The following is a 23,002-nucleotide window of genomic DNA, read 5'->3' as shown; positions in this document are numbered from 1 at the left end:
CGGTGCTCAACTCCCGCCCGGCGAGCGCTGCTTGAGTCTTCCCCGTACGGGCGGGGGCCAGTACTACGCTGTGGGGAGTCCGCACGGACGAGTGGATGTTTGTGCGGGTGGGTCCTGACGAAAAGCCAATATGGCACCCTGACCCGGTGTCCGGGACTGGTAGAGCTGGCAGCAGGGGCTTTCCGCGATGAGCGTAGACGGGTGGGACGAGTCGCGCGGTGACGACGACTCGGCGACTCCGCAGGTGCCGAGTCAGGGCGGACGGGCGGACCTGCCACCTGGCGCCGACCCCCTGGAGGGCCGCATCCCGGGCCGTGCGGAAGGCCGTCCGGACGGGCGCGCGGAGGGCAGCGTCCCGGCACAGCGCGACCGGCGCGAGGACAGCACACTGCCGCTGCCGCGCGACATGCCGGCGCCCCGTGAGGCGCCGCCGTCGGACGCCGACCTGATCGCGCGGATGCGCTCCGGTGACGACACCGCCTACGAGGAGCTGTACCGGCGCCACGCGGAGGCGGTACGCCGGTACGCGCGCACCTGCTGCCGTGACGCGCACACCGCGGACGACCTGACGGCCGAGGTCTTCGCCCGCATGCTCCAGGCGGTGCGCGGCGGCTCCGGACCCGAGCACGCCGTACGCGCGTATCTGCTCACCTCGATCCGGCGGGCCGCGGCGGACTGGACGAGGTCGGCGCGGCGCGAGCAGCTCGTCGATGACTTCGCGGTGTTCGCCGCGCAGTCCGCGCGGGTCTCCGAGGTGTCCGACGACACCCTCGACCTGGGCGCCGACGTACGGGCCATGCACGAGGCCGAGCAGTCCATGGCGATGCAGGCCTTCCGGTCGCTGCCGGAGCGCTGGCAGGCCGTGCTCTGGCACACCGAGGTCGAGGACGAGTCGCCCAGCGAGGTCGCGACTCTCTTCGGGCTCGACGCCAACGGCACGCGCGTGCTCGCCAGCCGCGCCCGCGAGGGACTCAAGCAGGCCTACCTCCAGGCCCACGTCAGCGCCAGCCTCGCCAGTGACGAGGAGTGCGCCCGGCACGCCGACCGGCTCGGTGCCTACGCCCGCGGCAGCCTGCGCACGCGCGCCGAGCGGGGCCTGCGCAAGCACCTGGAGGAGTGCGCCAAGTGCCGACTGGCCGCCGGCCAGATCCAGGAGGTCGCCGGAGGCATCCCCGCCGTCGTGCCGGTCGCTGTCATCGGCTGGTTCGGTGCCGCCGGGTACGCCAAGGCGGCCGGGCTCATCGCCGGAGGTGCCGGGGTCGGTGCGGCCGGTGCCGCCGGGGCGGCCTCGGCCGCGGGCGGCGGTTCCTCGGGCGGGGCGAGCTCCGGGGGCGGTGCGGCGGCCTCCGAGGGGCTGGGCGCGCCGGTGAAGGCCGGTATCGCGGCCGGTGTGGTCGCCGTGGGCGTGGTGGCGGCGATCGTGCTCGCGCTGGCCGGCAACGAGAAGCCGGCCGACGAGACCGACGCCAAGCAGCCCCCCGTCCCCTCCCCCATCGTCAAGGAGACGCCGACGCCCACGCCGCCGGAGCCGTCGCAACCGGAGCCCTCGCCGAAGGAGCCCGCTCCACGGCCGCCGGCGATCGAACCGGCCGCCGAGCCCGCCCCCTCCCCGACCCCGACGCCCACGCGCACCCCCAGTCCGACACCCACGCCCTCCCCGAAGCCGACCCCCACACCGACCCCGACGCCCACCCCCACGCCTCCTCCCCCGGCCCCGCCCGCCCCGGTCGTCTACCAGTGGAGCCAACTGTCGTACGACCTCACTGGCGACGGCACCGCGCCCGAGATGCGACTCCACGGCAGCAGCTGGGTGTGGCAGCGGTACGGCGTGTCGATCCGCGACAAGCGGTACGCGCACGGCGTCACCGTGCACGGCAGGTCCTCCGTCACCATCGACCTCAACCGGGAGTGCTCCGCCTACGACGCGATGGTCGGCGTGGACGACTCGACCCTGGGGCTCGGCGAGTTCGCCTTCTCGGTCTACGCCGACGGCGTCCGGCTGTGGCGGTCCGGAGCGCTCAAGGGCGGGGACCCGGCCGTACCCGTCCATGTGAGCCTCGCCGGGCGCGAGACCGTGCGGCTGGTGGTCGAGCCGCACAGCACCTTCGACACGCTGCTGCTGGCGGACTGGGCGGAGTCGAGGTTCAGCTGCGACTAGGCCGGGCAGCGGGGCTCTTCGCCTTCGCCTGCTTACGGCGTCCGCTCGACCCGATCGTGAAGTTCGCGTATCGCCTCGGCGAGGTCGTCCAGCACGTCGTCCTGGGTGAGGGCGGCGCCGCGCGTGTGCTCGGCCGCGAACCGCTCGGCGCCCAGAGTGGCGCGGGCGGCGGTCTCGGCCCGCTCGGCGTGCTCCCGCTCCGGCATGGGGCGCGGGTAGCCGCGACGCCAGTGCTCCGAGGCGGCCAGCAGACGGACCGCGCGCGGGTGGTCGCCGAGACGGGTGAGCAGGTCCGCCGCGGTGTCCGCGAGGGCCGCCGTGATCACGTCGGCACACCGGCTGTCGACCGCCGCACGCAGGATGTCGGCCAGGAGCGGCAGTCCGCGCTGCGGGCCCGACTCGGCCGTCACGACCATGGCCTCGATCGCGTGCAGCATCACGACGAACTGCGGCGGTGGCGTACCGCGGGTCGTCTCCACGCCGGCCGCTGCGCACATCTCACGCGCGCGTGCCGTGTCCCCGTCGTCCAGCGCGATCTGGGCCCGCATCAGCAGGACGAACGCCCGTGAGTCCGCCACGCCGTACCGGTCGGCGGCCGCGCTCGCCTCGTCCAGCGTCGCCAGTGCGGCCTCGCGGTCGCCCGTGCGGTAGGCGATCTCCGCGAGCCGGGTGATCAGGAACGGTGTCTCCGCGTGCGCGCCCACCTCGTGTGCGAGACGCAGTGCCTCCTCGTACTCGCCCCTGGCCTCCTCGAAGCGGCTGCGCGACATGGCGGTCTCACCGGCCGCGCTGCACACCTGGGCCCGCATCCAGCGGTCCCCGGCGCGGCGGCTGAGGATCCTCAGCTCCGCGAGGGCGTCGTCGACGTCGTCCGTGCCGCCGGGTGAGTCGACGACCATGTGCGTACGGAACATGAGCAGGACGCCGACCTCCCATTCGCCGCCGTGGACACGGCAGTTGGCGACGGCGACATCCATCGCGGCCCGGACGTCCTGCGGGCTGCTGAGGAAGAAGTCGATCAGCGGCCAGACGAGCCCCGGCAGCCGCGCGGCCAGTGGACCTCCCGGTTCGAAGAAGCTCCGTACGGCCATCAGGTAGCGCTGCATCCGCTCGTCCAGCCATGTGTCGATCGGCTCGGTCTCGGACTTGAGGAAGAGGTGCAGGAGACGCAGTTGCATCCGCGGTACGTGCAGGGGGTGGTGGGCCTCCTTCTCCGGGGCGGCGAGGAAGGCGTCGATCGGGTCGAGGGAGGCGTCGGGGGCGGAGGCGTCGCGGGCTGGGGAAGCCTTTGGGGTGCGGTCGGTGGTGTCCGGGGCGGCGCCCAGGCGCAGGATCCGGTCGATCCAGGCTGTGCCCTCGTGGCGGTAGGTGCGCAGCCACCAGAACCAGCCCATGGCGAGGGCGAGGGCCGCCGCCTCCGGTTCGTCGGCTGCCGCGAGGGTGCGGTCGAGGGCCGCCCTGATGTTGTCCAGCTCCGCCTCCAGGCGGGAGATCCAGCGGAGCTGGCCCGCGGAACGCAGCTGTGGATCCGCCTCCTCGACGAGCGCGCGCACCCACGCCTGGTGCCGGCGCTCGGCGGCGAGCCGCAGTGCGGGGGACTCGGCGGCGCGCTCCACCACGTACTCGTGGATGGTCTCCAGCATGCGGTACCGCATGCCGTCGGAGCCGTCCCGGCCCCATGGGGTGGCCACGATCAGGGACTTGTCGACGAGGGCCCCGAGGGTGTCCGCGACCGGACCGGTGCACACGGCCTCCGCCGCCGTGAGGTCCCAGCCGCCCGCGAAGACGGACATCTCGCGCAGCGCCGTGCGCTCGGGCTCGTCCAGCAGGTCCCAGGACCAGTCGACGACGGCGCGCAGGGTCTGCTGGCGGGGCAGGACCGTACGGCTTCCGGAGGTGAGGAGGCGGAAGCGGTCGTCGAGGCGGTCGGCGATCTGCCGTGGGGTGAGCAGCCGGAGGCGGGCGGCCGCCAGCTCGATGGCGAGCGGGAGTCCGTCGAGGCGGCGGCAGATCTCCGCGACGGCCTCTTGGTCGCGCCCGTCACCCGGCGCGGTGTCGGTGCCGGTGCCGGTGCCGGGGCGGACGGCGGCGGCGCGCTCCGCGAAGAGGCGGTGCGCCTGGTCGGGGAGCAGGGGCTCGACCGGGCGGACCAACTCGCCGGGGACGCCCAGGGGTTCACGGCTGGTGGCGAGGATCGTGAGGCCCGGGCAGTGGGTGAGGAGGGTTTCGGCGAGGATGGCGGCGGCGCCGATGACATGTTCGCAGTTGTCAAGGATCAGGAGTTGGCTGCGCTGGGCGCAGTACTCGATCAACAGGGCGACGGGGTCGTCCTGCTGCGCCGTGAGCTCGTTGGTCATGAGCACGGTCTCGCGCAGACCGAGCGCGTTGACCACCGCGCCTGCTACCGCCTCCGGCCGGTCGAGCGGGGCGAGCTCGACGAGCCATGCCTGGGGGGCGCCGGCTGCGGCCTCCTCGGCGAGGCGGGTCTTTCCAGAGCCGCCCGGTCCGGTGAGGGTGACCAGTCTGGCCCTGTGCAATTCGGAACGGATGGCGGCGAGTTCGAGTTCCCTGCCCACGAAAGAGGTAAGGCGGGGGCGGAGGTTGCCGGTTTGTTCAAGGGGTGGCTGGGGGGTTGTGGGTGGGGGTGGTTGCGGGGGCGCCGGTGGGAGGGGTCGCGGGGGCGCCGGTGGGGGTGGTTGGGCGGTTGTCGTGGGTTCTGGTTCGGGTGGGGTCAGCAGTTCTGTGTGCAGGGCACGGAGTTCCGGGCCGGGGTCGGTACCGAGGTCTTCGGCCAGGGCTCGGCGGGTGGACTCGTACGTGGCGAGGGCGTCGGCCGGGCGGCCCGTGTCGCGCAGGGCGCGGATGAGGAGGGCGTGGAGCGGTTCGTCGTACGGGTGGGCGGCGGTCAGTTCCTTCAGTTCGGGTACGGCTTGCCGGGCACGGCCCAGGCGCAGGTTCGCCTCGATGCGGGCTCGGGTCGCCTCCAGGCGCAGGGCCTCCGGGCGGGTGGCGGCGGTGTCGCGGTCGGGGAGGTCGGCCAGGGCGGGGCCACGCCACAGGGTCAGGGCGGTGGTGAGGGTTTGGGCGGCGGTGGCGGGGGCGTTGGCCGCGAGGGCGGTGGTGCCTTCGTGTACGAGGCGTTCGAAGACGAAGAGGTCTACGTCGTTCTTCGTCGCCGTGAGGCGGTAGCCGCCGGGGGCTGAGGTGACGGTGTCCTTGCCGAGGGTGCGGCGGAGGCGGGCGATCAGGGCCTGTAGGGCGGCTGGGGCGTCCTTGGGTGGGGCGGTGGGCCAGACCTCGTTGATCAGGGTTTGGGGGGTGGTGAGGTGGTTCGGGCGTAGGGCCAGGGCGGTGAGGAGGGCGCGGAGGCGGGGGCCGCCGACGGGGATGACGGTGCCCTGGTCGTCCACGGCCTGGGTGATGCCCAGGATTCTGTACCGCACCCGGTCATTGTCGCGGGGGTGCGGGTGGGCGGCACGGGGTTTGTGCTTGGAGGCGTTTTCGCCCCCGCCGCCCCTACCCGTCCCATCCCCAGGGGCTGCGCCCCTTCGACCCCACTGGGGCTGCCGCCCCAGACCCCACCATCGGCCCTGAAGGGGCCTCGTCCTCAAACGCCGGACGGGCTGGAGTGCCTGGGCCTGCGTAGCCCCCGCGGGTGGGTGGGGGGCAGGGACGGCAAAGACTCGTCCTCCAACCGGACCGGATGAAAAACGGCTGGGCCTGCGTAGCCCCCGCAGGTGGGTGGAGGTTCGGGGACGGCAAAGACTCGTCCTCACGTGCCGGACGGGTCGGTGCAGTGCCGGGACCGAGGTCGGAAGTGGGTGTCTCCGGCCGTGCTGGTTCAGACGCCGGACGGGCTGGAGTGGCTGACGCCTGTGCCGAGGGCGCCGCGTTGGGGGTTGATGCCTGCTGGTACTGCACGTTGGCGGGCGGGGGTGCCGGTCCAGCAGGTGCCTCGGCGGGCTAGGAGGCGGTGTAGCCAGAGTTCGAGGGAGACGAGGTCGGCGAGGCCGTCGAGGGGGAGGGGTTCGCCTTCGGCGGCGGCGCGGAGGGCCTTGCGGACCACGCGGGCCTCGACGAGGCCTGCCTGGGCGAGGAGGGGGGTGCCGAAGAGGGCCATCAGGGGGTCGGCCGACAGCCGGATGCCGGTGCGGGCCGCCGCTGCCGCGGGGGCGTGGGACGGGGCGCCCCAGCCGGGTGGGAGGTCGGCCACCCCGGCGCCCTCCAGGACGGTGCGGAGGATGGCGGCACGGGCGCCGGGCTGGACGCGCAGGGCCTCGGGGAGGGCGCGGCACGCGCGTACCACTTGGTTGTCGAGGAACGGCGTGTGCAGGCGCTGGGAGCGGATCTCGGCGGCTTGCTCCAGGACGCGGATGTCCGCGGCGTGGCGGGCGAGGGCGGCACGCGCGCGGTAGTCGCCGGGGCGTTGGCCGGGACCCACTCCGTTGCGGTTCGTCGCGGCTTGCAGGCGAACCGATACTTCAGCCAGGGCCTCGCCGGTCAGCCAGCGGGCCGCGGGGCCCGGTCTGGCCCAGGTGAGCGCGGCGAGCGACGCCCCCACGGCACCTCCGGGTTCGTCGAAGCGGCGGTCCATCAGGCGGGCGGCCAGGGACTCCAGGCCCGTGCGGTACGGGGTGCGGGCCAGCTTCCGTGCCGCGCCGTACACGCGCGCGGGGACCAGCACCGAGCCGTCCGCCTTCGCCAGCGCCGCGACGGGGCGGACCAGGTGGCGGCGTTTGCGGTCCATCAGGAGGTCGGCCAGGCGGGCCGGGTGGGCGTCCAGGACCTGGCGGGCGCCGTAGCCCGTGAAGTGGTCGGCGCTGCCGGCGGCGAGACGCGCGCGGTGTCGGGCCGCCGTGACGAGGCTGGGGCCCGGCTCGTCCGTCAGGGGGCCCTCCAGGTCGGCGTACGGCAGGGTCTCCTCGCCGCCCGTCACGACCACGTGGTGCAGGCGCGGGTTGGCCGCCAGGTTCCCGGCCCGCTCCAGCTCGGACTCGCGGCCGCCCACCGCGAGGTCGTTGAAGGTGACCGCCAGAAGGCGCTCCCCCGCGCCCGTGCCGTGGCCCAGGACCGTGCCCGGCATCCCGGGGAGGCCGGCCGCGAGCAGCGCCAGGGTGCCTGACGCGGGACCGCCGGACAGGTCCGCGCCGATGCCCGGAACCGGCATCCCGCGCGCGGCACGCCGTTCGGCGGGGCCCATGCCCGGGACCGGCCCCGGGTCTATGTCGGTGCCGGGAACATGGCGGGGCGCGGACAGACGGGCGCGTACCGCCTCCACCAGGGCGTCCCGGACGGCGTCGACGGCGCTGTCCGGGTCGGCGGTGGGCGCCGCGACCGCCAGCGAGGCGACCGGCTCGTACCCGGCGATCTCGCGCGCCCCGGTGCGCAGGATCAGCGCATGCCCCGGCGGAATGCGCCGTACGCCGTCGTACGGGGTGGAGTCGTGCAGGGCGGCCGGTACGTCGGGGGCGGCCAGCAGGGCGGCGAGGTGGCCGAAGTCGAGGTTGGCCTCGATGAGGTCGGCGAGGGGGAGCGCGGCGGTGGCGTAGGCCGTACCGCCGGCCCAGGGGGTGTAGAACACCGGCCGTGCGCCTGCCAGATCGCCGCACACCGTGACCCGGCGGCCGACCTGGACGACGGCCGTGTAGGAGCCGGACCAGGCCGTCAGATGCCGAAGTGCGCCCCCGCGCGCGGCGAAGAGGCCGAGGCGCAGCTGTTCGTCACTCGCGCCGCAGGTGCCGAGGACCGCGATCCTGTTCTGCGCGTCGGCCTTGATCACGCGCACCTCGTCCGGGCGCCAGTCGCCGACGGCCCACAGAGGATCGGGGTCGCCCCACAGGAGTTGGGAGCCGACCGGGTGCACGGTCTCGCCGTCGCTTCCGGTGGCCCCCGCGGAGCCGATACCGGCGGCCACCGCGGTGGTGCTGCTCCATCCCACCAACCACCGCATCGCCGCCTCCACAGGCTGTGGACAACCAGTGCACCGTACGAACCGGTCACCATGCTGCCATGAAGGACGCGTGCCGGAGCGGCGGCGGAGCCGCTCGAGATCCCGGATTTGTCAGCGCGTGAAGACGGTCGCGCGATCCGAACGCCCGGACGAGGCAGGAGGATCGGCCAGCGGCTGCGACGCGAATGCGCCCCCGATGCGCTCCCCGAAAACGCCCTTCGCGCCCTCAACTCCCATGGTCGGAGCGGTAATTACCCGGGAGGGGCGGGGTCGTTTTTCAGCCAAATCGGCGACGCGAGGACAGGCTCACGCACACTCCGCGCAACCCCCGCGCGCTACTCGGTGTGCTCGCGGTGCGCGCAGTCCGGGGAACGGTGTACGCCCCCCGGACCGTTCCGCCGCCCGCGGGGATGTAGGCGGCGGAATCCCCCAGCCCACTGGATCCAGTACAGCGGGCCGACCCACGCATGAGCCATGGAACCGCTCCCCCGGTGGCTGGAGAAGAGCGCACGGACGGGCGCACGGCCACACAGCGGGAGCACGTCACAACTGTGCGTAGGGGGTGCGCACTTGAGTACGGACCACAATCCCGCCATCCGGAAGAATGCCCCTTAACGCTTGGGATGCGGCGAACTACGCTGGGTTTACGAATGCCGCGTGGTTATGCCAGCGCGGCAGCCGTCTGTGTCGAGGGGTGGCGCATGTCCAGGGAGCAACGCGGGCCGAACGAAAAGCTCGGCGCCGTTCTCGCCCTCGCGGGAATCAGCAACGCAGGACTCGCCCGACGCGTCAACGACCTTGGCGCTCAGCGGGGCCTGACTCTTCGCTACGACAAGACGTCGGTGGCGCGCTGGGTGTCGAAAGGCATGGTGCCGCAAGGTGCCGCGCCGCACCTCATCGCCGCCGCGATCGGCCAGAAGCTGGGCCGCCCGGTGCCGCTCCACGAGATCGGCCTGGCGGACGCGGACCCCGCACCCGAAGTGGGCCTCGCCTTCCCCCGGGACGTCGGACAGGCGGTGAAGTCGGCGACGGAGCTCTACCGTCTCGACCTCGCCGGACGGCGCGCCGGCTCCGGCGGCATCTGGCAGTCGTTGGCCGGTTCGTTCGCAGTGAGCGCATACGCAACGCCCGCCTCCCGGTGGCTGATAACCCCGGCCGACAGTTCGGTGGCCCGCGAGGTGAGCCCGTCCGAGGGGGCCGGCGCACCGCTCAAAGTCGGCCACAGCGATGTGCAGAAGCTGCGGGAGGCCGCCGAGGACGCCAGGCGCTGGGACTCCAAGTACGGAGGTGGCGACTGGCGTTCGTCCATGGTGCCGGAGTGCTTACGGGTGGAGGCGGCACCGCTGCTGCTCGGCTCGTACTCCGACGAGGTCGGACGGGCGCTGTTCGGCGCGAGTGCCGAACTCACGCGTCTGGCCGGGTGGATGGCCTTCGACACCGGTCAACAGGAGGCCGCCCAGCGGTACTACATCCAGGCGCTGCGGCTCGCCCGCGCGGCGGCCGACGTACCCCTCGGCGGGTACGTGCTGGCGTCGATGTCGCTCCAGTCGACCTACCGGGGCTTCGGCGACGAGGGCGTCGACCTCGCGCAGGCCGCGCTGGAACGCAACCGGGGGCTGGCCACGGCCCGCACCATGAGCTTCTTCCGTCTCGTCGAGGCACGCGCACACGCGCGCGCGGGTGACGCGCAGGCCGCCGGCGCGGCACTGAAGGCGGCGGAAGGCTGGCTGGAGCGGTCCAGGGAGGGCGACAACGACCCGTCCTGGCTCGGCTTCTACTCCTACGACCGCTTCGCCGCGGACGCCGCCGAGTGCTACCGCGACCTGAAGGCACCACGTCAGGTACGGCGGTTCACGGAACAGGCGCTGTCGAAGCCGACGGAGGAGTTCGTGCGCTCGCACGGGCTACGGCTGGTCGTCTCCGCGGTGGCCGAGCTGGAGTCGGGCAACCTCGACGCGGCCTGCGAGCAGGGCGTGCGGGCGGTGGAGGTCGCGGGGCGGATATCGTCCGCGCGCACCACGGAGTACGTGAAGGACCTGCTGCACCGCCTGGAGCCGTACGGCGACGAACCGCGCGTGGTCGAGCTTCGGGAACGTGCACGGCCGCTGCTGATGGCTCCGGCGTAGGCGGCACCTCCATGAGACCGGCGGCTCAGCAGGTTGGGCCGCCGGTCGTCACGGCGCGCCGTCCGTACGTCCGAAGCAGCGCTCCAGCTCGTCGAGGTCGTAGAAGGCGCTGTTCTTCGCGATCGGGTGGCAGCCGGCCTTGAAAGCGGTCTCCTTCTCGTTGTAGAGCATCCGCACCAGGTAGGTGTCGGCCTTGCCGCCCTTGCCGGCCTTGCGGAAGACGTCCCACTGGACGTTCGAGCCGAGCGGTGCCACGGACGCGCCCCGCCAGGGGTTGTCGGCGTAGGTGTACGGCTGCTCGGCCGTGGCGCCCTTCGTGCTGCCGGGCAGGCCCATCAGCGCGGCCAGCGGGATGATCTCCTCGGCGTGGGTGAAGCGCAGTTCGGCGCCCAGGTCGCTGGTGCCGGCCCGCTTGGCCTCGACCTGCTTGAAGAAGTCGTCGAGCACGACGTCCGCCATCTTGTACGTGATGTCGCTGCCGGCGAAGCCCGGGCCCTTCTCGTAGAAGTCCTCGACATCGCTCAGGTACCCGAACCAGGCCGCGTCCCGCTTGGAGAGGAACCGCTCCATGCCCCAGCCCTTGCCGCCGGGGCTCTCGTCGCTCATGGCGGGCGCGATGGCGTACAGGTTGTAGACGGCCGTGGCGGCGGCCACGCGGTCGGTGTCGGAGAGCTGGTCGACGAAGTCGCCCTTGAAGAGCTTCTTCAGTACGTCACGGGCGGCGCGGTGGGTGGCGGGCTGGTCGGTGATCGACTTCAGGGTGCTCGCGAGGCGCTCGTCGTTCGCGACGTAGTCCCGGTAGGCCGCGCCGCCGGCCGCCTTGTGGAAGTACAGCAGGTCCACGTCCGTGCGGGTCGGGCCGATCAGCGGCTTCAGGGCCGGGTCGGCCTCGGCGAGCCCTGCGGCGTACAGGTTCGCGCTGTCGACCGCGCGGCCCTGCCCCGAGCTGACGACGTCGATCTTCTCCTTCTCCCCGGCGATCTTCTTGAACAGCCCTGGCAGCCGCCGCTCCGTGCGCACGGCCGTGTCGTGGAGCTCGCGCTTGCCGCGCCCGCTGAGATCGCCGTAGCCGACGGCGCTCATGGCCTGCTGCAGCGCCTGTGCCCTCGGGCCGAACTCCCGGCCCTTCGCGGTGAGCCGACCGGCCGCCTCGGCCTTCTTCCACAGCGCCAGGACCAGGTCGGCGTCCTCGCCGTCGGTGGCGGCGCGGGAGCCGTGGCGGGAGACGTTCTCCGTGAAGACGGGGGTGAATCCGGCCGGGGGATGCCGGTAGGTGCGGGCGTCCTGGCCGGGGGCGTAGGTCGCCTTGGTGCCGTAGCTGTCACGGATGGCCGTGTTCGAGGCGGCGCCGGCGGGGGCGGCCGGGGCGGTGGCCAGGAGGGCGGCGAGGCCGAGGGCCAGGGGTGAAGCCAGGGCCGGGGTCAGGCGTCTCATGGAGGTGCCGTTTCGTTCAGTGCCGCTGTCGCACCGAGGCGGCAGTCCGAGGGGCTCTGCCGCATCGTCGAAGCGGTGGATGAACTCCTCGTGGCGGAATCACGGCGGCCGAATGGCCGGATTTCCCGCCCTTGCCCAAGGTTCTCCCTGGGAATCGTCACGCCGAGGCGTATGGGCCGGGCATCCCCGTCCCAGCGCGGTGGTCCCTTGGGTTTGAGTGCGTTGTCAGTGGCGCAAGGCATTATCGAAACCGGGAGGTGGGGCAGGTGCGGACGCTCGCTTACGACTGTGACGTGCTCGTCATCGGCGGTGGGATCGTCGGGCTGTCCACGGCGTATGCGATCACGCGTGCCGCGCCGGGGACACGGGTGACCGTCCTGGAGAAGGAGCCGGGTCCGGCCCGGCACCAGACGGGGCGCAACAGCGGGGTCATCCACAGCGGGATCTACTACCGGCCGGGGTCGCTGAAGGCGCGGTACGCGGTGCGGGGCGCCGCCGAGATGGTCAAGTTCTGCGCCGAGTACGGCATCGCGCACGCGGTCACCGGCAAGCTGATCGTCGCGACCGAGCGAGCCGAGCTGCCACGGCTGCACGCGCTGGTGCAGCGCGGCCGGGAGAACGGCATTCCGGTGCGGGAGCTGGGCGCCGCGCAGATCGCGGAGTACGAGCCGGAGGTGCGCGGGCTCGCCGCCATACACGTCGGGACGACGGGCGTGTGCGACTTCGTCGGGGTCGCTCGGCAGCTGGCCGAGGCGTCCGGGGCGGAGATCCGGTACGGCGCGCGGGTCGAGCGGGTGGACCGACGGGCGGAGCTCGGGGTCGCGGTGCGGACCACGCGCGGGGACGTCGTGCGGGGGCGGGTGCTGGTGAACTGTGCCGGGCTGTACTGCGACGAGGTGGCCCGGCTGACGGGGGACGAGCCGGAGGTGCGGATCGTGCCGTTCCGGGGGGAGTACTACTCGCTGGCGCGGCCCGAGCTGGTGCGGGGGCTGGTGTACCCGGTGCCGGATCCGGCGTTTCCGTTCCTCGGGGTGCATCTCACGCGCGGGATCGACGGGGGTGTGCACATCGGGCCCAACGCGGTGCCGGCGCTGGCCCGGGAGGGATACGGGTGGGGGGTCGTGCGGCCTCGGGAGATCGGGGGGACGGTGGCGTGGCCGGGGGTGTGGCGGATGGCTCGGCGGCACTGGCGGTACGGGGCGGGGGAATTGCGGCGGTCGGTGTCTCGGGGGGCGTTCACGGAGGCGGTGCGGAGGTTGTTGCCTGCGGTGACCTCGGATGATCTGGTGCCGGCCGCGGCGGGGGTGCGGGCGCAGGCCGTGTTGCGGGACGGGAGGCTGGTGGATGACTTCTTGATACGGGAGGGGGTGCGGGCTGTGCATGTGTTGAATGCGCCGAGCCCTGCGGCTACCGCTGCGCTGCCGATCGGGAGGGAGGTGGGGCGGCGGGTTCTGGGGGTGTTGGGGGCCGTGTGAGTGCGGCTCGGTTTTCTCGCCCCCGCCGCCCCTACCCGTCCCATCCCCAGGGGCTCCGCCCCTTCGACCCCACTGGGGCCGCCGCCCCAGACCCCGCTGTCGGCCCTGAAGGGCCTCGTCCTCAAACGCCGGACGGGCTGAAAATGCCCCTGCGGGTGGGTGGGGGCTCGGGACGGCACATACTCGTCCTCCAACGCCGGACGGGCTGGAGGGGTGCCCGGGTGGGTGGGGGCCAGGGAGGGCGAGGCCTCGGTTTCAAAGGCCGGGCGGGCTGGACGTGCCCCTGCGGGTGGCTGGCTGACAGGAGTCGGGCGGCCCGTAAAATCGGATTCACTGTGTCTGATTTTTTCAACGCCTCCGATGCCCCCCAGCCCGAGCACTCCGGGGAGGCCGGTCATCATCCCGGTGTTTCCGTTCGGCACACTCGGGCCAAGGGGGAGCCGCGGTTTCCCGATGGGCCCAAGGCTGATCCGGCCGGGTCGCACTTCGAGCGGCGGATTCGGAGTTTTCAGCCGCGGCGGAGTCGGGTGACCGCGGGGCAGGCGGACGCGTTGCAGCGGCTGTGGCCGAAGTGGGGGCTGGACATCGACGGGCAGCGGGTCGTCGACCTCCCCGAGCTGTTCGGGAACGACAACCCCGTGGTGCTGGAGATCGGCTTCGGGATGGGGGAAGCGACCGCTCAGATGGCCGCCGGGGACCCTGGAACCAACATCCTCGGCGTCGACGTGCATACCCCGGGCCAGGGCAATCTGCTCAATCTCGCCGACCAGAACGGGCTGTCCAACGTCCGGGTCGCCAACGGCGACGCCATCATCCTGCTCCGCGAGATGCTCGCGCCGGACTCGCTCGACGGGCTGCGCGTCTACTTCCCGGACCCCTGGCCCAAGAAGCGGCACCACAAGCGGCGGCTCATCCAGCCCGAGTTCCTCAGTCTCGCCGCGGCCCGGCTGAAGCCCGGCGCCGTGGTGCACTGCGCCACCGACTGGGAGCCGTACGCCGAACAGATGCTCGAAGTCCTGACCGCGCACCCCGACTTCGAGAACACGCAGGAGGACGGCGGTTTCGCGCCCCGTCCGCAGTTCCGGCCGCTGACCCGTTTCGAGGGGCAGGGACTGGACAAGGGTCATGTGGTGAACGACCTGCTCTTCCGCCGCGTACAGCGGTAGCAACAGCTACTGCGGTAGCAACAGCAAGCAATCCCCACCGGCGCCCGAGCCCCTCGCGCTGCTGCGGGCGGCGCCCCTGCCTCGTTAGGGTCGATGCCGTGGCCACCTGTCCCCCGTACCCGACGCACCCCACCGGACCCACCGGACCCACTGGCGGCGCACCGCGGCACGCGCACTGGTGGCACCGGCGGTGGGTGCGTTACGGCGCGCTCAGCACGCTGCTCGCGCTCTCCGGGCTGGTCATTCTCGCCCTGGTACGGGAGCAGACCGGCACCGAGGGGTTCCTGGTCGGGCTCGGGCTCGCCGTGCTGCCCGTGCCGCTGCTCGTCGCCTCGTTCCGGTGGCTGGACCGGGTCGAGCCGGGGCCCTGGCGCAATCTGCTGTTCTCCTTCGCCTGGGGTGCCTGCGCGGCGGCGCTGATAGCGATCGTCGCCAACAGTTTCGCGACGAGATGGATAGCGACCGCGACCGCCGATCCCTCGCATGCGGACACCCTGGGCGCGACCGTCATAGCGCCCGTCGTGGAGGAGATCGCGAAGGCCGCGGCCGTGCTGCTCGTGTTCCTGTTCCGGCGGCGGGACTTCACCGGGATCGTCGACGGTGTGGTGATAGCCGGGGTCACCGCCACCGGGTTCGCCTTCACCGAGAACATCCTCTACCTCGGTACCGCCTTCGGTACCGACCAGCTCTCCGGCGACAGCGGCATCGCCTCCGTGACCGCGGCGACCTTCTTCGTCCGCGTCATCATGTCGCCGTTCGCGCACCCGCTCTTCACCGTGCTGACCGGTATCGGATTCGGGATCGCCGCGCTGTCGGGCGAGCGGCAGCAGGTGCGGCGCGTTCTCCTTCCTCTCACCGGGCTGTTGCTGGCCATGGGCATGCACGCCCTGTGGAACGGCTCGTCGAGCTTCGGTGAGTTCGGGTTCTTCGCGGTGTACGCGGCCTTCATGGTGCCTGCGTTCGGGTTGCTGACGTGGCTGGTGATCTGGACTCGGCAGCGGGAGTTGCGGACCGTGCGGGAGGAGTTGCCCGCGTATGTCGTGGCCGGGTGGCTGGCGCCGGGGGAGCCGTTCGCGCTGGGGTCGATGCGGGCTCGGCGGGTGGCTCGGAAGTATGCGCGGCGGAGTGGGGGGCGGGGGGCTGCGCGGGCGGTGGCGGAGTACGAGGGGTATGCGACGTCGTTGGCGTTTCTGCGGCGGAGGGGGCGGCGGGGGCGGGGTGGGGGTGACTTCGTGGTGCGGGAGCGGGAGTTGTTGCAGGAGTTGTGGATGCGGCGGGGGGTTGCTCGGGGGGTGTTGGAGCGGGCTGCGTTGGAAGGGGTGGCTGTGCGGGTGTGGGGGGCGTACGGGTACGGGCAGGCGGGGGTGGGGTACTGGCAGGGGTATGGGGCGGTGCCGTATCCGGCGTACAACCCGTATCGGACGTGACCCTGGGGGTTGGCGCGGTTTTCTCGCCCCCGCCGCCCCTACCCGTCCCATCCCTTGAAGGGGCTCCGCCCCTTCGACCCCGCTGGGGGCTGCGCCCCCCAGACCCCGCCATCGGCCCTCCGGGCCTCGTCCTCAAGCGCCGGACGGGCTGAGAATGCGGCTCGCCCGCAAGCGCCGGACGGCCTGAGAATGCGGCTCGCCCCCGAACGCAGGACGGGCTGAACGCGGCTCGTCCTCAAACGCCGGACGGCCTGAGAATGCAGCTCGTCCCCCGAACGCCGGATGGGCTGGGGGTGCCTGGGCCGGCGTAGTCCCTGCGGGTGGGTGCTCCCTGTGGAACGCCCCTCCCCCTCAGGCCGACGCCTCCGTCAGCCTTCCCACCTCCTCCTCCGTCAGCCTCAGGCCGTCCACTCCGATCAGGGCCGGCAGCTGGTCCACCGTGCGGGCCGAGGCGATCGGGGCGGTGACCGTCGGCTGGGCTGCCAGCCAGGACAGGGCGATCGTGGCGACGGGGGCGTCGTGGGCGGCGGCGATTTCGTCGAGGGCGGCGAGGACCTTCTGGCCGCGCTCGGATGCGGCGTGCTTGGCGGCGCCCTCGGCGCGCGGGCTCTGTACGGTCGTGCCGGGGCGGTACTTGCCCGTGAGGAAGCCGGAGGCCAGGGCGAAGTACGGGACGGCGGCCAGGCCTTCGCGTTCGGCGAGGTTCTGGAGTTCGCCCTCGTAGGTGTCGCGGGACACCAGGTTGTAGTGGGGCTGGAGGGCGACGTACCGGGCGAGGCCCTCGCGGTCGGAGAAGGCCAGGGAGGCCTCCAGCCGCTGCGCTGAGATGTTGGACGCGGCGATGTGCCGTACCTTGCCGGCCTTCACCAGGTCGTCGAGCGCGCCGATGATCTCCTCGACCGGCACTTCCGGCTTGTCGAAGTGGGTGTAGTAGAGGTCGATGTGGTCGGTGCCGAGGCGGCGGAGCGAGGCGTCGGCGGCCGCCTTGATGTTGGCCGCGGTCAGGCCCTGGAAGTCGGGGTGCTGGCTGACCTTGGTGGCGATGACGACGTCGTCCCGGTTGCCGCGCGCCTTCAGCCAGTTGCCGATGATGGTCTCGGACTCGCCGCCCGCGTTGCCCTCGACCCAGGCCGAGTACGAGTCTGCCGTGTCGATGAAGTTGCCGCCCGCGGCCGTGTAGGCGTCCAGTACGGCGAAGGACTGGGTCTCGTCGGCCGTCCAACCGAAGACGTTGCCGCCGAGGGAGAGCGGGAAGACCTCCAGGTCGGAGGAGCCGAGCTTGCGTAGGGATGCAGTCATGCTCGGCATCAACGTCCTGACCGGAGACCTCTCTTCCGAAACAGTCGCAAACTTCCCGTAAACAAGCGGAGCCTGGCCCTCCGGGGACCGGCAACCCTGACGTCGGGGGGTTGTCGTCAGGACCGCCAGAGATCAGGACGGCCGCAGGTCAGGACGCCCGGCGAGCAGGACGGGTGCAGATCAGGACGGCCGGCAAGCAGGACGAGCGCAGGTCAGACTGGCGCAGATCAGGAACGTCGCACATCGGCCCCGGAAGGACAGGACCACGGACGAGGGAGCAGGAGCCACCAGGAACAGGAACCACCCGGAACAGGAACCGCCGGGTCCAGGAGGGCGTGCCTAGCCCCCGAACTCTCCCGGATGCCCCTCCCAGAGGCCTCGCCCCGATACCTGGCCCAACGCCTCGCGGATGCCCCCGAAGACATCCCCCCGCGAGGCCGCTCCCGCGCCCCTAAGACCCACAGACCCGCAGACCCACAAACCCGCAGACGCACAGGCCCCAGACTCCAGGACCTCAAGACCTCAAGACCTCAGGGAGTAAGCCCCTTACCCCGCAACCACGCCATCGGGTCGATCCCGCTCGCGCTGCCGTCAGGGTGGACCTCGAGGTGCAGGTGGGCGCCGGTCACGTTGCCCGTGGCGCCTACGCGGCCGATGACGTCGCCCGTGTTGACCTTCTGGCCGACGCTCACGCTGATCGAGGACTGGTGGGCGAACCAGATCTCGGTGCCGTCGTCGAGGGTGAGCTCGGTCTTGTAGCCGTACGAACCGTCCCAGCCGGCGAACGTGATCGTGCCGCTGTGCACGGCCTTGATCAGCGTGCCCGTGGGGGCGGCGAAGTCGAGGCCCGTGTGGTAGCCGGAGGACCAGTAGGCGCCGGCCTGACCGAAGGTCGAGGTGATGGTGTACGAGGAGGTCGGCAGCGTGTACTGCTTGGCCAGCTCGGCGAGACGCTCGGCCTCGGCCTTCTTGCGGGCCTCCTCCTCGGCCTTGGCCTTGGCGGCGGCGGCCTTGGCCTCGGCCTCCTTCTCCGCCTTGGCGGCCGCGGCGGAGGCCTCCTTCTCGGCGGCGGCGACGGCGGCCGCGGCGGCCTTGCTCTCGATCTGGTCCTGCTGCTGCTCGGCCTGCGCCATGATCCGGCTGCGCAGCGCCTCACCGGCGTCGGGGGCGTCCTGCGTGGTCTCGTCGGTCGCCGCGCCCATGGTGCTGAGGGCCGTACCGGCGTCCTCGGCGGGAGCCGCGTCGTCGTCGGAGATCAGGGGCAGGTCCGGGATGGTGATGGCCACCGGCGGCTTGCCGCTGTTGGCGCTGGCCATGCCGCCCGCGCCGACGGCGGCTATGACACCGACGCCGAGAACCGTGGAGCTGCGGGCGAGTCCCCCGCCGCGCTGCTTGGAGACGCGATGCCTGCCGCGTACCGGACGAATGGACTCCGCGGTGGGGTTCCACTCCTCGAACGGGCCCTCGTCGCTGCGGTTACGGTCGTAGCCGAAGGTGTCGGTACCGCGTTGGCCGGGCACGAACGGGGCTTGCGGGGCAGGCCGGTTGGACGCCACGTGGGCGTACTCCTTTCCTTCCTTCTCGCCTACCGGGTTAGCTGACGGGTTCGGAGCAGGAAGGTCTCCTACGCGCGTATACCGGCCGTGAGTTCCCGGCGGTATCCGTGCGATTCACCCCAAGGTGGTGGTTCCCCGGTTCCCTTGCGGGATTCGGCGCGTGCGCACGGAGCCGCCTCTTGTGACGGCTGGGACGACCGCGCTGCGTTATCGAACGTTAATAGACGCGGGGTACGGATTCCAAGCTGTTCCGCTTGATCATTAACGATTTTCGCCTGGACTTACGGGTCATGAGCGGCCTAATTCGGGCGAGTTGGCCAGCACTCAGGAGTCACACAGGTATTGACGGTATGTCAGTTGTTATGCGGAGGGGGGTCGCCCGATCACGGTTGGTGACAACGATCATGGAGTGGCTCCACAGGATCTCCATCAGGGGCCCGCAGAGGCGTGGCTGCCTCAGGGGCGGCGTACGGCGAGGAGGGCCATGTCGTCCGCCATCCCGCCCCCGGAGTGGCGGCGCACCTCCGCCGCGAGCGCGCCGAGCAGCGCGGCCGGCTCACGCCGGGCGTTGGTCCGCCCCGCCAGTCCCGTCTCGGGGTCGTAGAACCGGTCTCGCTCGTCCCGGGCCTCGGACAGGCCGTCGGTGTACACGAGCAGCGTCGCTCCGGTGGGGAAGCCGGCCTCCTGGGCCCGGTCCGGCCAGGCCGCGAGCTCCTGCATGCCGAGCGGCAGGGCGGGCTCGGAGGCGGGCAGTGCGCACACGGTGCCGTCGGCGTACAGGAGCAGGGGCGGGGGATGCCCTCGGTTGACCAGGCGTACGATCCCGTCGCCGTGCGGGAGTTCGGCGAGGACGACGGTGGTGAACCCCTCGGCGGACTCCACCTCCTCGCGCCGTGCGCGCTCCCGCGCGAGCGCCCGTTCCAGGCGCTGTGCCACCGCCTCCAGCGTGGTCTCCTGCTCGGCGGCCTCCCGGAACGCCCCGATGACGACGGCGACGACCCCGACCGCCCCCATCCCCTTGCCGCGCACGTCTCCGACGACGAGCCGCACGCCGTGCGGGCTGTCCTGCACCGCGTACAGGTCCCCGCCGATGAAGACGCCCTCCTGCGCCGCCTCGTAGCGTGCCGCGATCTGGAAGGCGCCGATCCGCTCGGCGGGTTCGGGCAGTACGGCGCGCTGGGCGGCCTCGGCGATGGCGCGGGCGGAGGCGAGGCGGGCGTCGCTGCGGCGGACGAGGAGGTTGATGAGGACGGCGAGGACGGAGACGGTGACCACGGTGACCAGCTCGGTGATCACCTCGACCCGGGGGAGGCCGCCCAGACTGGCGTGGAGCACGACCAGCGCGCCGACCGCCACGGCGCCGGTGAGCACCGTGCCGCGCTGCGAGTAGAGCGGGGCGGCGACCAGGGGCGCGGCGGTGAAGAAGGGGGCGCCGGTGAAATCCGTGGGCGTGACGTAGTCGTACCCGCATCCGGCGGCGATGAGCAGGGCGGGCAGCAGCCGGACGAACCGGCGTGCGTACGAGATCCGCCGTTCCTCCACGTCACCAGGGTTGCCGAAGCGGGGGCGGGCGGCGAGCGGTGGGGACCGACCGGAGCAGCGGGGCGGCCGGCGGGACAGCCGCCGGCGGAGACACCGGGGAAAACACTCGGGGCCGGAACTTTTCAGTTCCGGCCCTGAGTCTTCAGTAGCGGGGACAGGATTTGAACCTGCGACCTCTGGGTTATGAGCCCAGCGAGCTACCGAGCTGCTCCACCCCGCGGCGATGACTCAATAGTACGCCATCCGCGGGACGGAAAGCACACGCGTTTCCCGGGGCCGCCGCGAGCGGCGTTTTTCGGGGCGGGTTCAGGGCGCCGGTGTCATGGCAGGAGGTGGCTGTTCGGGGCCTTGGCCCGGGCCTCGTACTCGGGCAGGACGACCACGTCCACCCCTTCCCCGGCCAGCAGCCCGCTGCCGTCGGCGCCCGCCACGAACGTGTCCGGCTCCCGCCAGGCCGTCACCACCCGGCGCACCCCGGCGTCGAGGATCAAGCGGGCGCACGGCACCGGACGGGACGCGCGGCGCGTGCAGGGTTCCAGGCTCGTGTAGACCGTGGCGGACGTCACACGGGGGTCTCCGGGCGCGACCTTCGCCAGCGCCGCCTCCTCCGCGTGCACCACGGGGTCGCCGCCCTCGCGGGAGTGGCCCCGCGCCAGCTCGGTCCCGTCGGCCGCCACCACGACCGCCCCGACGCTGAAGGCCGTTCCCGACGGCGGGCACTCGGCCGCCAGCTCGCACGCCAGCGCCAGCCATCTCCGGTCGGCGGCGGAGGGCAGCACACCGGCGCCGGGCGCGGTGGGCTCGTAGCGCATCAGGACGACGTCCTCGATCCGCCGCGTCTCCAGCAGGCGCAGCCGTCCGCCCTGGTACTCCCCCGGGCCGAACAGCCGCGGCGCCTTGGGGTCCCCCACGAACAGCGGCGCCAGCACCAGCTGCACCTCGTCGGCCAGGCCCTGCTGGAGCAGCTGGGTGTGGACCGTGCCGCCGCCCTCCACCATCAGCCGCTCGACCCCGCGCGCCTCGCGCAGGTGGCGCAGCAGGCCCCGCCAGTCCAGGTCGGCGCCCAGCGCGACCACGTCCGCGGCGACCGGCTCGCGGCGCAGCCGCTCCGCGCCCTTCTCCGTCGTATAGACGATCTTCTCGCCGCCGGTGTGCCAGAAGTTCGCCGTCGGATCCAGCTCGCCGGAGGCGCTGACCGTGACCTTCAGCGGGTACTCCGGCTTGCCTGCGGCCTTCCGCGCGGCCCGCCGCTCGGCCGAGTTCACCAGCAGCCGGGGGTTGTCGGCCCGGATCGTGCCGGCGCCGATCAGGATGGCGTCGACGGACGCCCGTACCTCGTCGACGCGGTCGAAGTCGGCGGGGCTGGACAGGAGCAGGCGGTCGGGCCCGGTGTCGTCGAGGTAGCCGTCCAGGGAGACCGCGGCGGACAGCAGGACGTAGGGGTACGACGGCATCGACGCGCTCCCTTTCGGGGCCGGAGTGGGACGGGGATCGGATGGGGATGAGGACAAGGGCTTGGTTCAAGTTTGAAACAAACCTACACTGGTCGCATGACGACTCGCTGGCTCTCCCCCGAGGAGCAGCGCGCCTGGCGCGCGTACATCGCCTCCGTCGCCCTCGTGGAGGACGCGCTGGACCGGCAGCTCCAGCAGGAAGCCGGCATGCCCCATCTGTATTACTCCATCCTCGCCACCCTGTCCGAGGCTCCGGAGCGCAGGCTGCGCATGACCGACCTCGCGGAAGGGCTGAAGATCACCCGCAGCCGGCTGACGTACGCCGTGACGCGGCTGGAGAAGGACGGGCTGGTGGGGCGCGAGGACTGCCGCTGGGACAAGCGCGGCAGCATCGCGACGATCACCGAGGAAGGGATGCGCGTCCTGGAGCGCACGGCGCCTGGTCATGTGGAGACCGTACGGGCGCTGCTCTTCGACCGGCTGACCCCGGAGCAGGTCGGGCAGCTGGAGGAGATCTTCACGGCGGTCGCCGAGGGGTTCCAGGGGGAGGACGCGCACCCCACCGCGGAGGACGTGCCCTGGCGGCGGCGCTCGGGCAAGTCCTGTTCGTGAAACGGGAGTCATGAGGCACGGGTGCGGTCTGTGACCCGTACGACAAACTTGTTGCTTCAAATTTAAAGCATGAGGTAGGGTCCTGGACCGAGGAGCTGCTTCAAATCTGAAGCAGCAAGCCCACGTACGGAACCCGGAGAACCCGCATGCCCGACTTCACCGCCGCCGCCACCCAGCGCGCCCGCGTCCGGGTCCCGCTGCGCTTCCAGGACGGCTACCGCGTCGACGCCGAACTCGTCACCTTCCACGGCCTGACCGACGGCCTGGAGCATGTCGCCGTCGTCCTCGGCGACCCGGCCCCCGGCAGCACGCCGCTGGTCCGGCTGCACTCCGAATGCCTCACCGGTGATGTCTTCGGCTCGGCCCGCTGCGACTGCGGCCCCCAGCTGCGCGAGGCCGTCGAGCGCATCGCGGAGCGCGGCGGCGTACTGCTGTACCTGCGCCAGGAGGGCCGGGGCATCGGGCTCTACAACAAGCTGGACGCGTACGCCCTCCAGGACCAGGGCCTCGACACCTACGCCGCGAACGCCGCCCTCGGCCTGCCGGAGGACGCCCGCGACTACACGGCGGCCGCCCAGATGCTCGCCGCCCTCGGCATCGGCGAACTCGACCTGCTCTCCAACAACCCCGACAAGGCCGACCAGTTGCGGTCCCTCGGCATCGAGGTCCAGGACCGCGTCCCCACCGGCGTCTTCGCCACCCCGGACAACGTCCGCTACCTGCGCGCGAAGGTCCTCCAGACCCAGCACACGCTGCCGCTCGGCGAGCTGGCCGGACTCAACGTCGGCTGACAGCACGGCGGT

At 72.2% G+C, this 23,002-nt stretch carries 14 protein-coding genes, 1 tRNA gene and 1 riboswitch; of the genes, 7 read left to right on the top strand and 8 right to left on the bottom strand.

What is annotated here, in order from left to right; genetic code table 11:
- Positions 1-187 precede the first annotated feature (187 nt).
- The gene (locus ACFZBP_RS10185) at positions 188-2,158 is read left to right on the top strand and encodes a sigma-70 family RNA polymerase sigma factor (RefSeq protein ID WP_391411559.1); all 1,971 of its coding nucleotides are present in this window, start codon (positions 188-190) and stop codon (positions 2,156-2,158) included.
- Between the two features lie 32 nt (positions 2,159-2,190).
- Here the strand turns inward: ACFZBP_RS10185 and ACFZBP_RS10180 are convergent, their stop codons facing one another.
- Both ACFZBP_RS10180 and ACFZBP_RS10175 read right to left on the bottom strand, forming a co-directional pair.
- Complete coding sequence (locus ACFZBP_RS10180) at positions 2,191-5,601, bottom strand: BTAD domain-containing putative transcriptional regulator (RefSeq protein WP_391411557.1); 3,411 nt, start codon at positions 5,599-5,601, stop codon at positions 2,191-2,193.
- A gap of 398 nt (positions 5,602-5,999) precedes the next feature.
- Positions 6,000-8,108 (bottom strand): asparagine synthase-related protein, encoded by a 2,109-nt coding sequence (locus tag ACFZBP_RS10175; RefSeq protein WP_391411555.1) that lies wholly within the window; start codon positions 8,106-8,108, stop codon positions 6,000-6,002.
- 701 nt (positions 8,109-8,809) lie between these two features.
- On the opposite strand from ACFZBP_RS10175, the gene ACFZBP_RS10170 reads away from it, so the two are divergent.
- On the top strand, positions 8,810-10,234 hold the full coding sequence (locus ACFZBP_RS10170; protein ID WP_383459572.1) for an MFS transporter: 1,425 nt from the start codon (positions 8,810-8,812) through the stop codon (positions 10,232-10,234).
- 48 nt (positions 10,235-10,282) lie between these two features.
- Here ACFZBP_RS10170 and ACFZBP_RS10165 read toward each other — a convergent pair whose 3' ends face one another.
- Complete coding sequence (locus tag ACFZBP_RS10165; RefSeq protein ID WP_391411553.1) at positions 10,283-11,668, bottom strand: histidine-type phosphatase; 1,386 nt, start codon at positions 11,666-11,668, stop codon at positions 10,283-10,285.
- Between the two features lie 266 nt (positions 11,669-11,934).
- Between ACFZBP_RS10165 and lhgO the strand changes: the two genes are divergently transcribed.
- From lhgO to ACFZBP_RS10150, 3 genes are all read left to right on the top strand, one after another.
- Positions 11,935-13,143: an L-2-hydroxyglutarate oxidase gene (gene lhgO / locus ACFZBP_RS10160; RefSeq protein ID WP_391411551.1), complete on the top strand. Its 1,209-nt coding sequence runs from the start codon at positions 11,935-11,937 to the stop codon at positions 13,141-13,143.
- A gap of 335 nt (positions 13,144-13,478) precedes the next feature.
- Positions 13,479-14,309 (top strand): tRNA (guanosine(46)-N7)-methyltransferase TrmB, encoded by an 831-nt coding sequence (gene trmB, locus ACFZBP_RS10155; RefSeq protein ID WP_391411549.1) that lies wholly within the window; start codon positions 13,479-13,481, stop codon positions 14,307-14,309.
- Between the two features lie 98 nt (positions 14,310-14,407).
- Positions 14,408-15,736: a PrsW family intramembrane metalloprotease gene (locus tag ACFZBP_RS10150; RefSeq protein WP_383459581.1), complete on the top strand. Its 1,329-nt coding sequence runs from the start codon at positions 14,408-14,410 to the stop codon at positions 15,734-15,736.
- A 351-nt stretch (positions 15,737-16,087) separates the two neighbouring features.
- On the opposite strand, the gene ACFZBP_RS10145 is transcribed toward ACFZBP_RS10150, so the two are convergent.
- The 5 genes from ACFZBP_RS10145 to ACFZBP_RS10125 all read right to left on the bottom strand — a co-directional run bounded on the left by ACFZBP_RS10145 (position 16,088) and on the right by ACFZBP_RS10125 (position 21,587).
- Positions 16,088-17,035: an aldo/keto reductase gene (locus ACFZBP_RS10145; protein ID WP_391411546.1), complete on the bottom strand. Its 948-nt coding sequence runs from the start codon at positions 17,033-17,035 to the stop codon at positions 16,088-16,090.
- A 530-nt stretch (positions 17,036-17,565) separates the two neighbouring features.
- The gene (locus tag ACFZBP_RS10140) at positions 17,566-18,591 is read right to left on the bottom strand and encodes a peptidoglycan DD-metalloendopeptidase family protein (RefSeq protein ID WP_391411544.1); all 1,026 of its coding nucleotides are present in this window, start codon (positions 18,589-18,591) and stop codon (positions 17,566-17,568) included.
- Between the two features lie 11 nt (positions 18,592-18,602).
- A riboswitch (cyclic di-AMP (ydaO/yuaA leader) is annotated at positions 18,603-18,760 on the bottom strand.
- A 287-nt stretch (positions 18,761-19,047) separates the two neighbouring features.
- Positions 19,048-20,133 (bottom strand): SpoIIE family protein phosphatase, encoded by a 1,086-nt coding sequence (locus ACFZBP_RS10135; RefSeq protein ID WP_391411542.1) that lies wholly within the window; start codon positions 20,131-20,133, stop codon positions 19,048-19,050.
- A 146-nt stretch (positions 20,134-20,279) separates the two neighbouring features.
- A tRNA-Met gene (locus ACFZBP_RS10130) sits at positions 20,280-20,353 on the bottom strand.
- A gap of 100 nt (positions 20,354-20,453) precedes the next feature.
- Positions 20,454-21,587: a dihydrofolate reductase family protein gene (locus ACFZBP_RS10125; protein ID WP_391411540.1), complete on the bottom strand. Its 1,134-nt coding sequence runs from the start codon at positions 21,585-21,587 to the stop codon at positions 20,454-20,456.
- Between the two features lie 96 nt (positions 21,588-21,683).
- On the opposite strand from ACFZBP_RS10125, the gene ACFZBP_RS10120 reads away from it, so the two are divergent.
- Together ACFZBP_RS10120 and ribA are read left to right on the top strand one after the other, a co-directional pair.
- A complete protein-coding gene (locus tag ACFZBP_RS10120) occupies positions 21,684-22,199 on the top strand; it encodes a MarR family transcriptional regulator (protein WP_391411538.1) in 516 nt (171 codons plus the stop codon).
- 146 nt (positions 22,200-22,345) lie between these two features.
- The gene (gene ribA, locus ACFZBP_RS10115; RefSeq protein WP_383459596.1) at positions 22,346-22,990 is read left to right on the top strand and encodes a GTP cyclohydrolase II; all 645 of its coding nucleotides are present in this window, start codon (positions 22,346-22,348) and stop codon (positions 22,988-22,990) included.
- Positions 22,991-23,002: the final 12 nt, after the last annotated feature.

Origin of the sequence: Streptomyces sp. NPDC008086, from assembly GCF_042957325.1 — a bacterium.
GTDB lineage: Bacteria > Actinomycetota > Actinomycetes > Streptomycetales > Streptomycetaceae > Streptomyces.
Note: the sequence above shows the minus strand (reverse complement) of the source record. Positions and strands in the feature narration are given on the sequence as shown.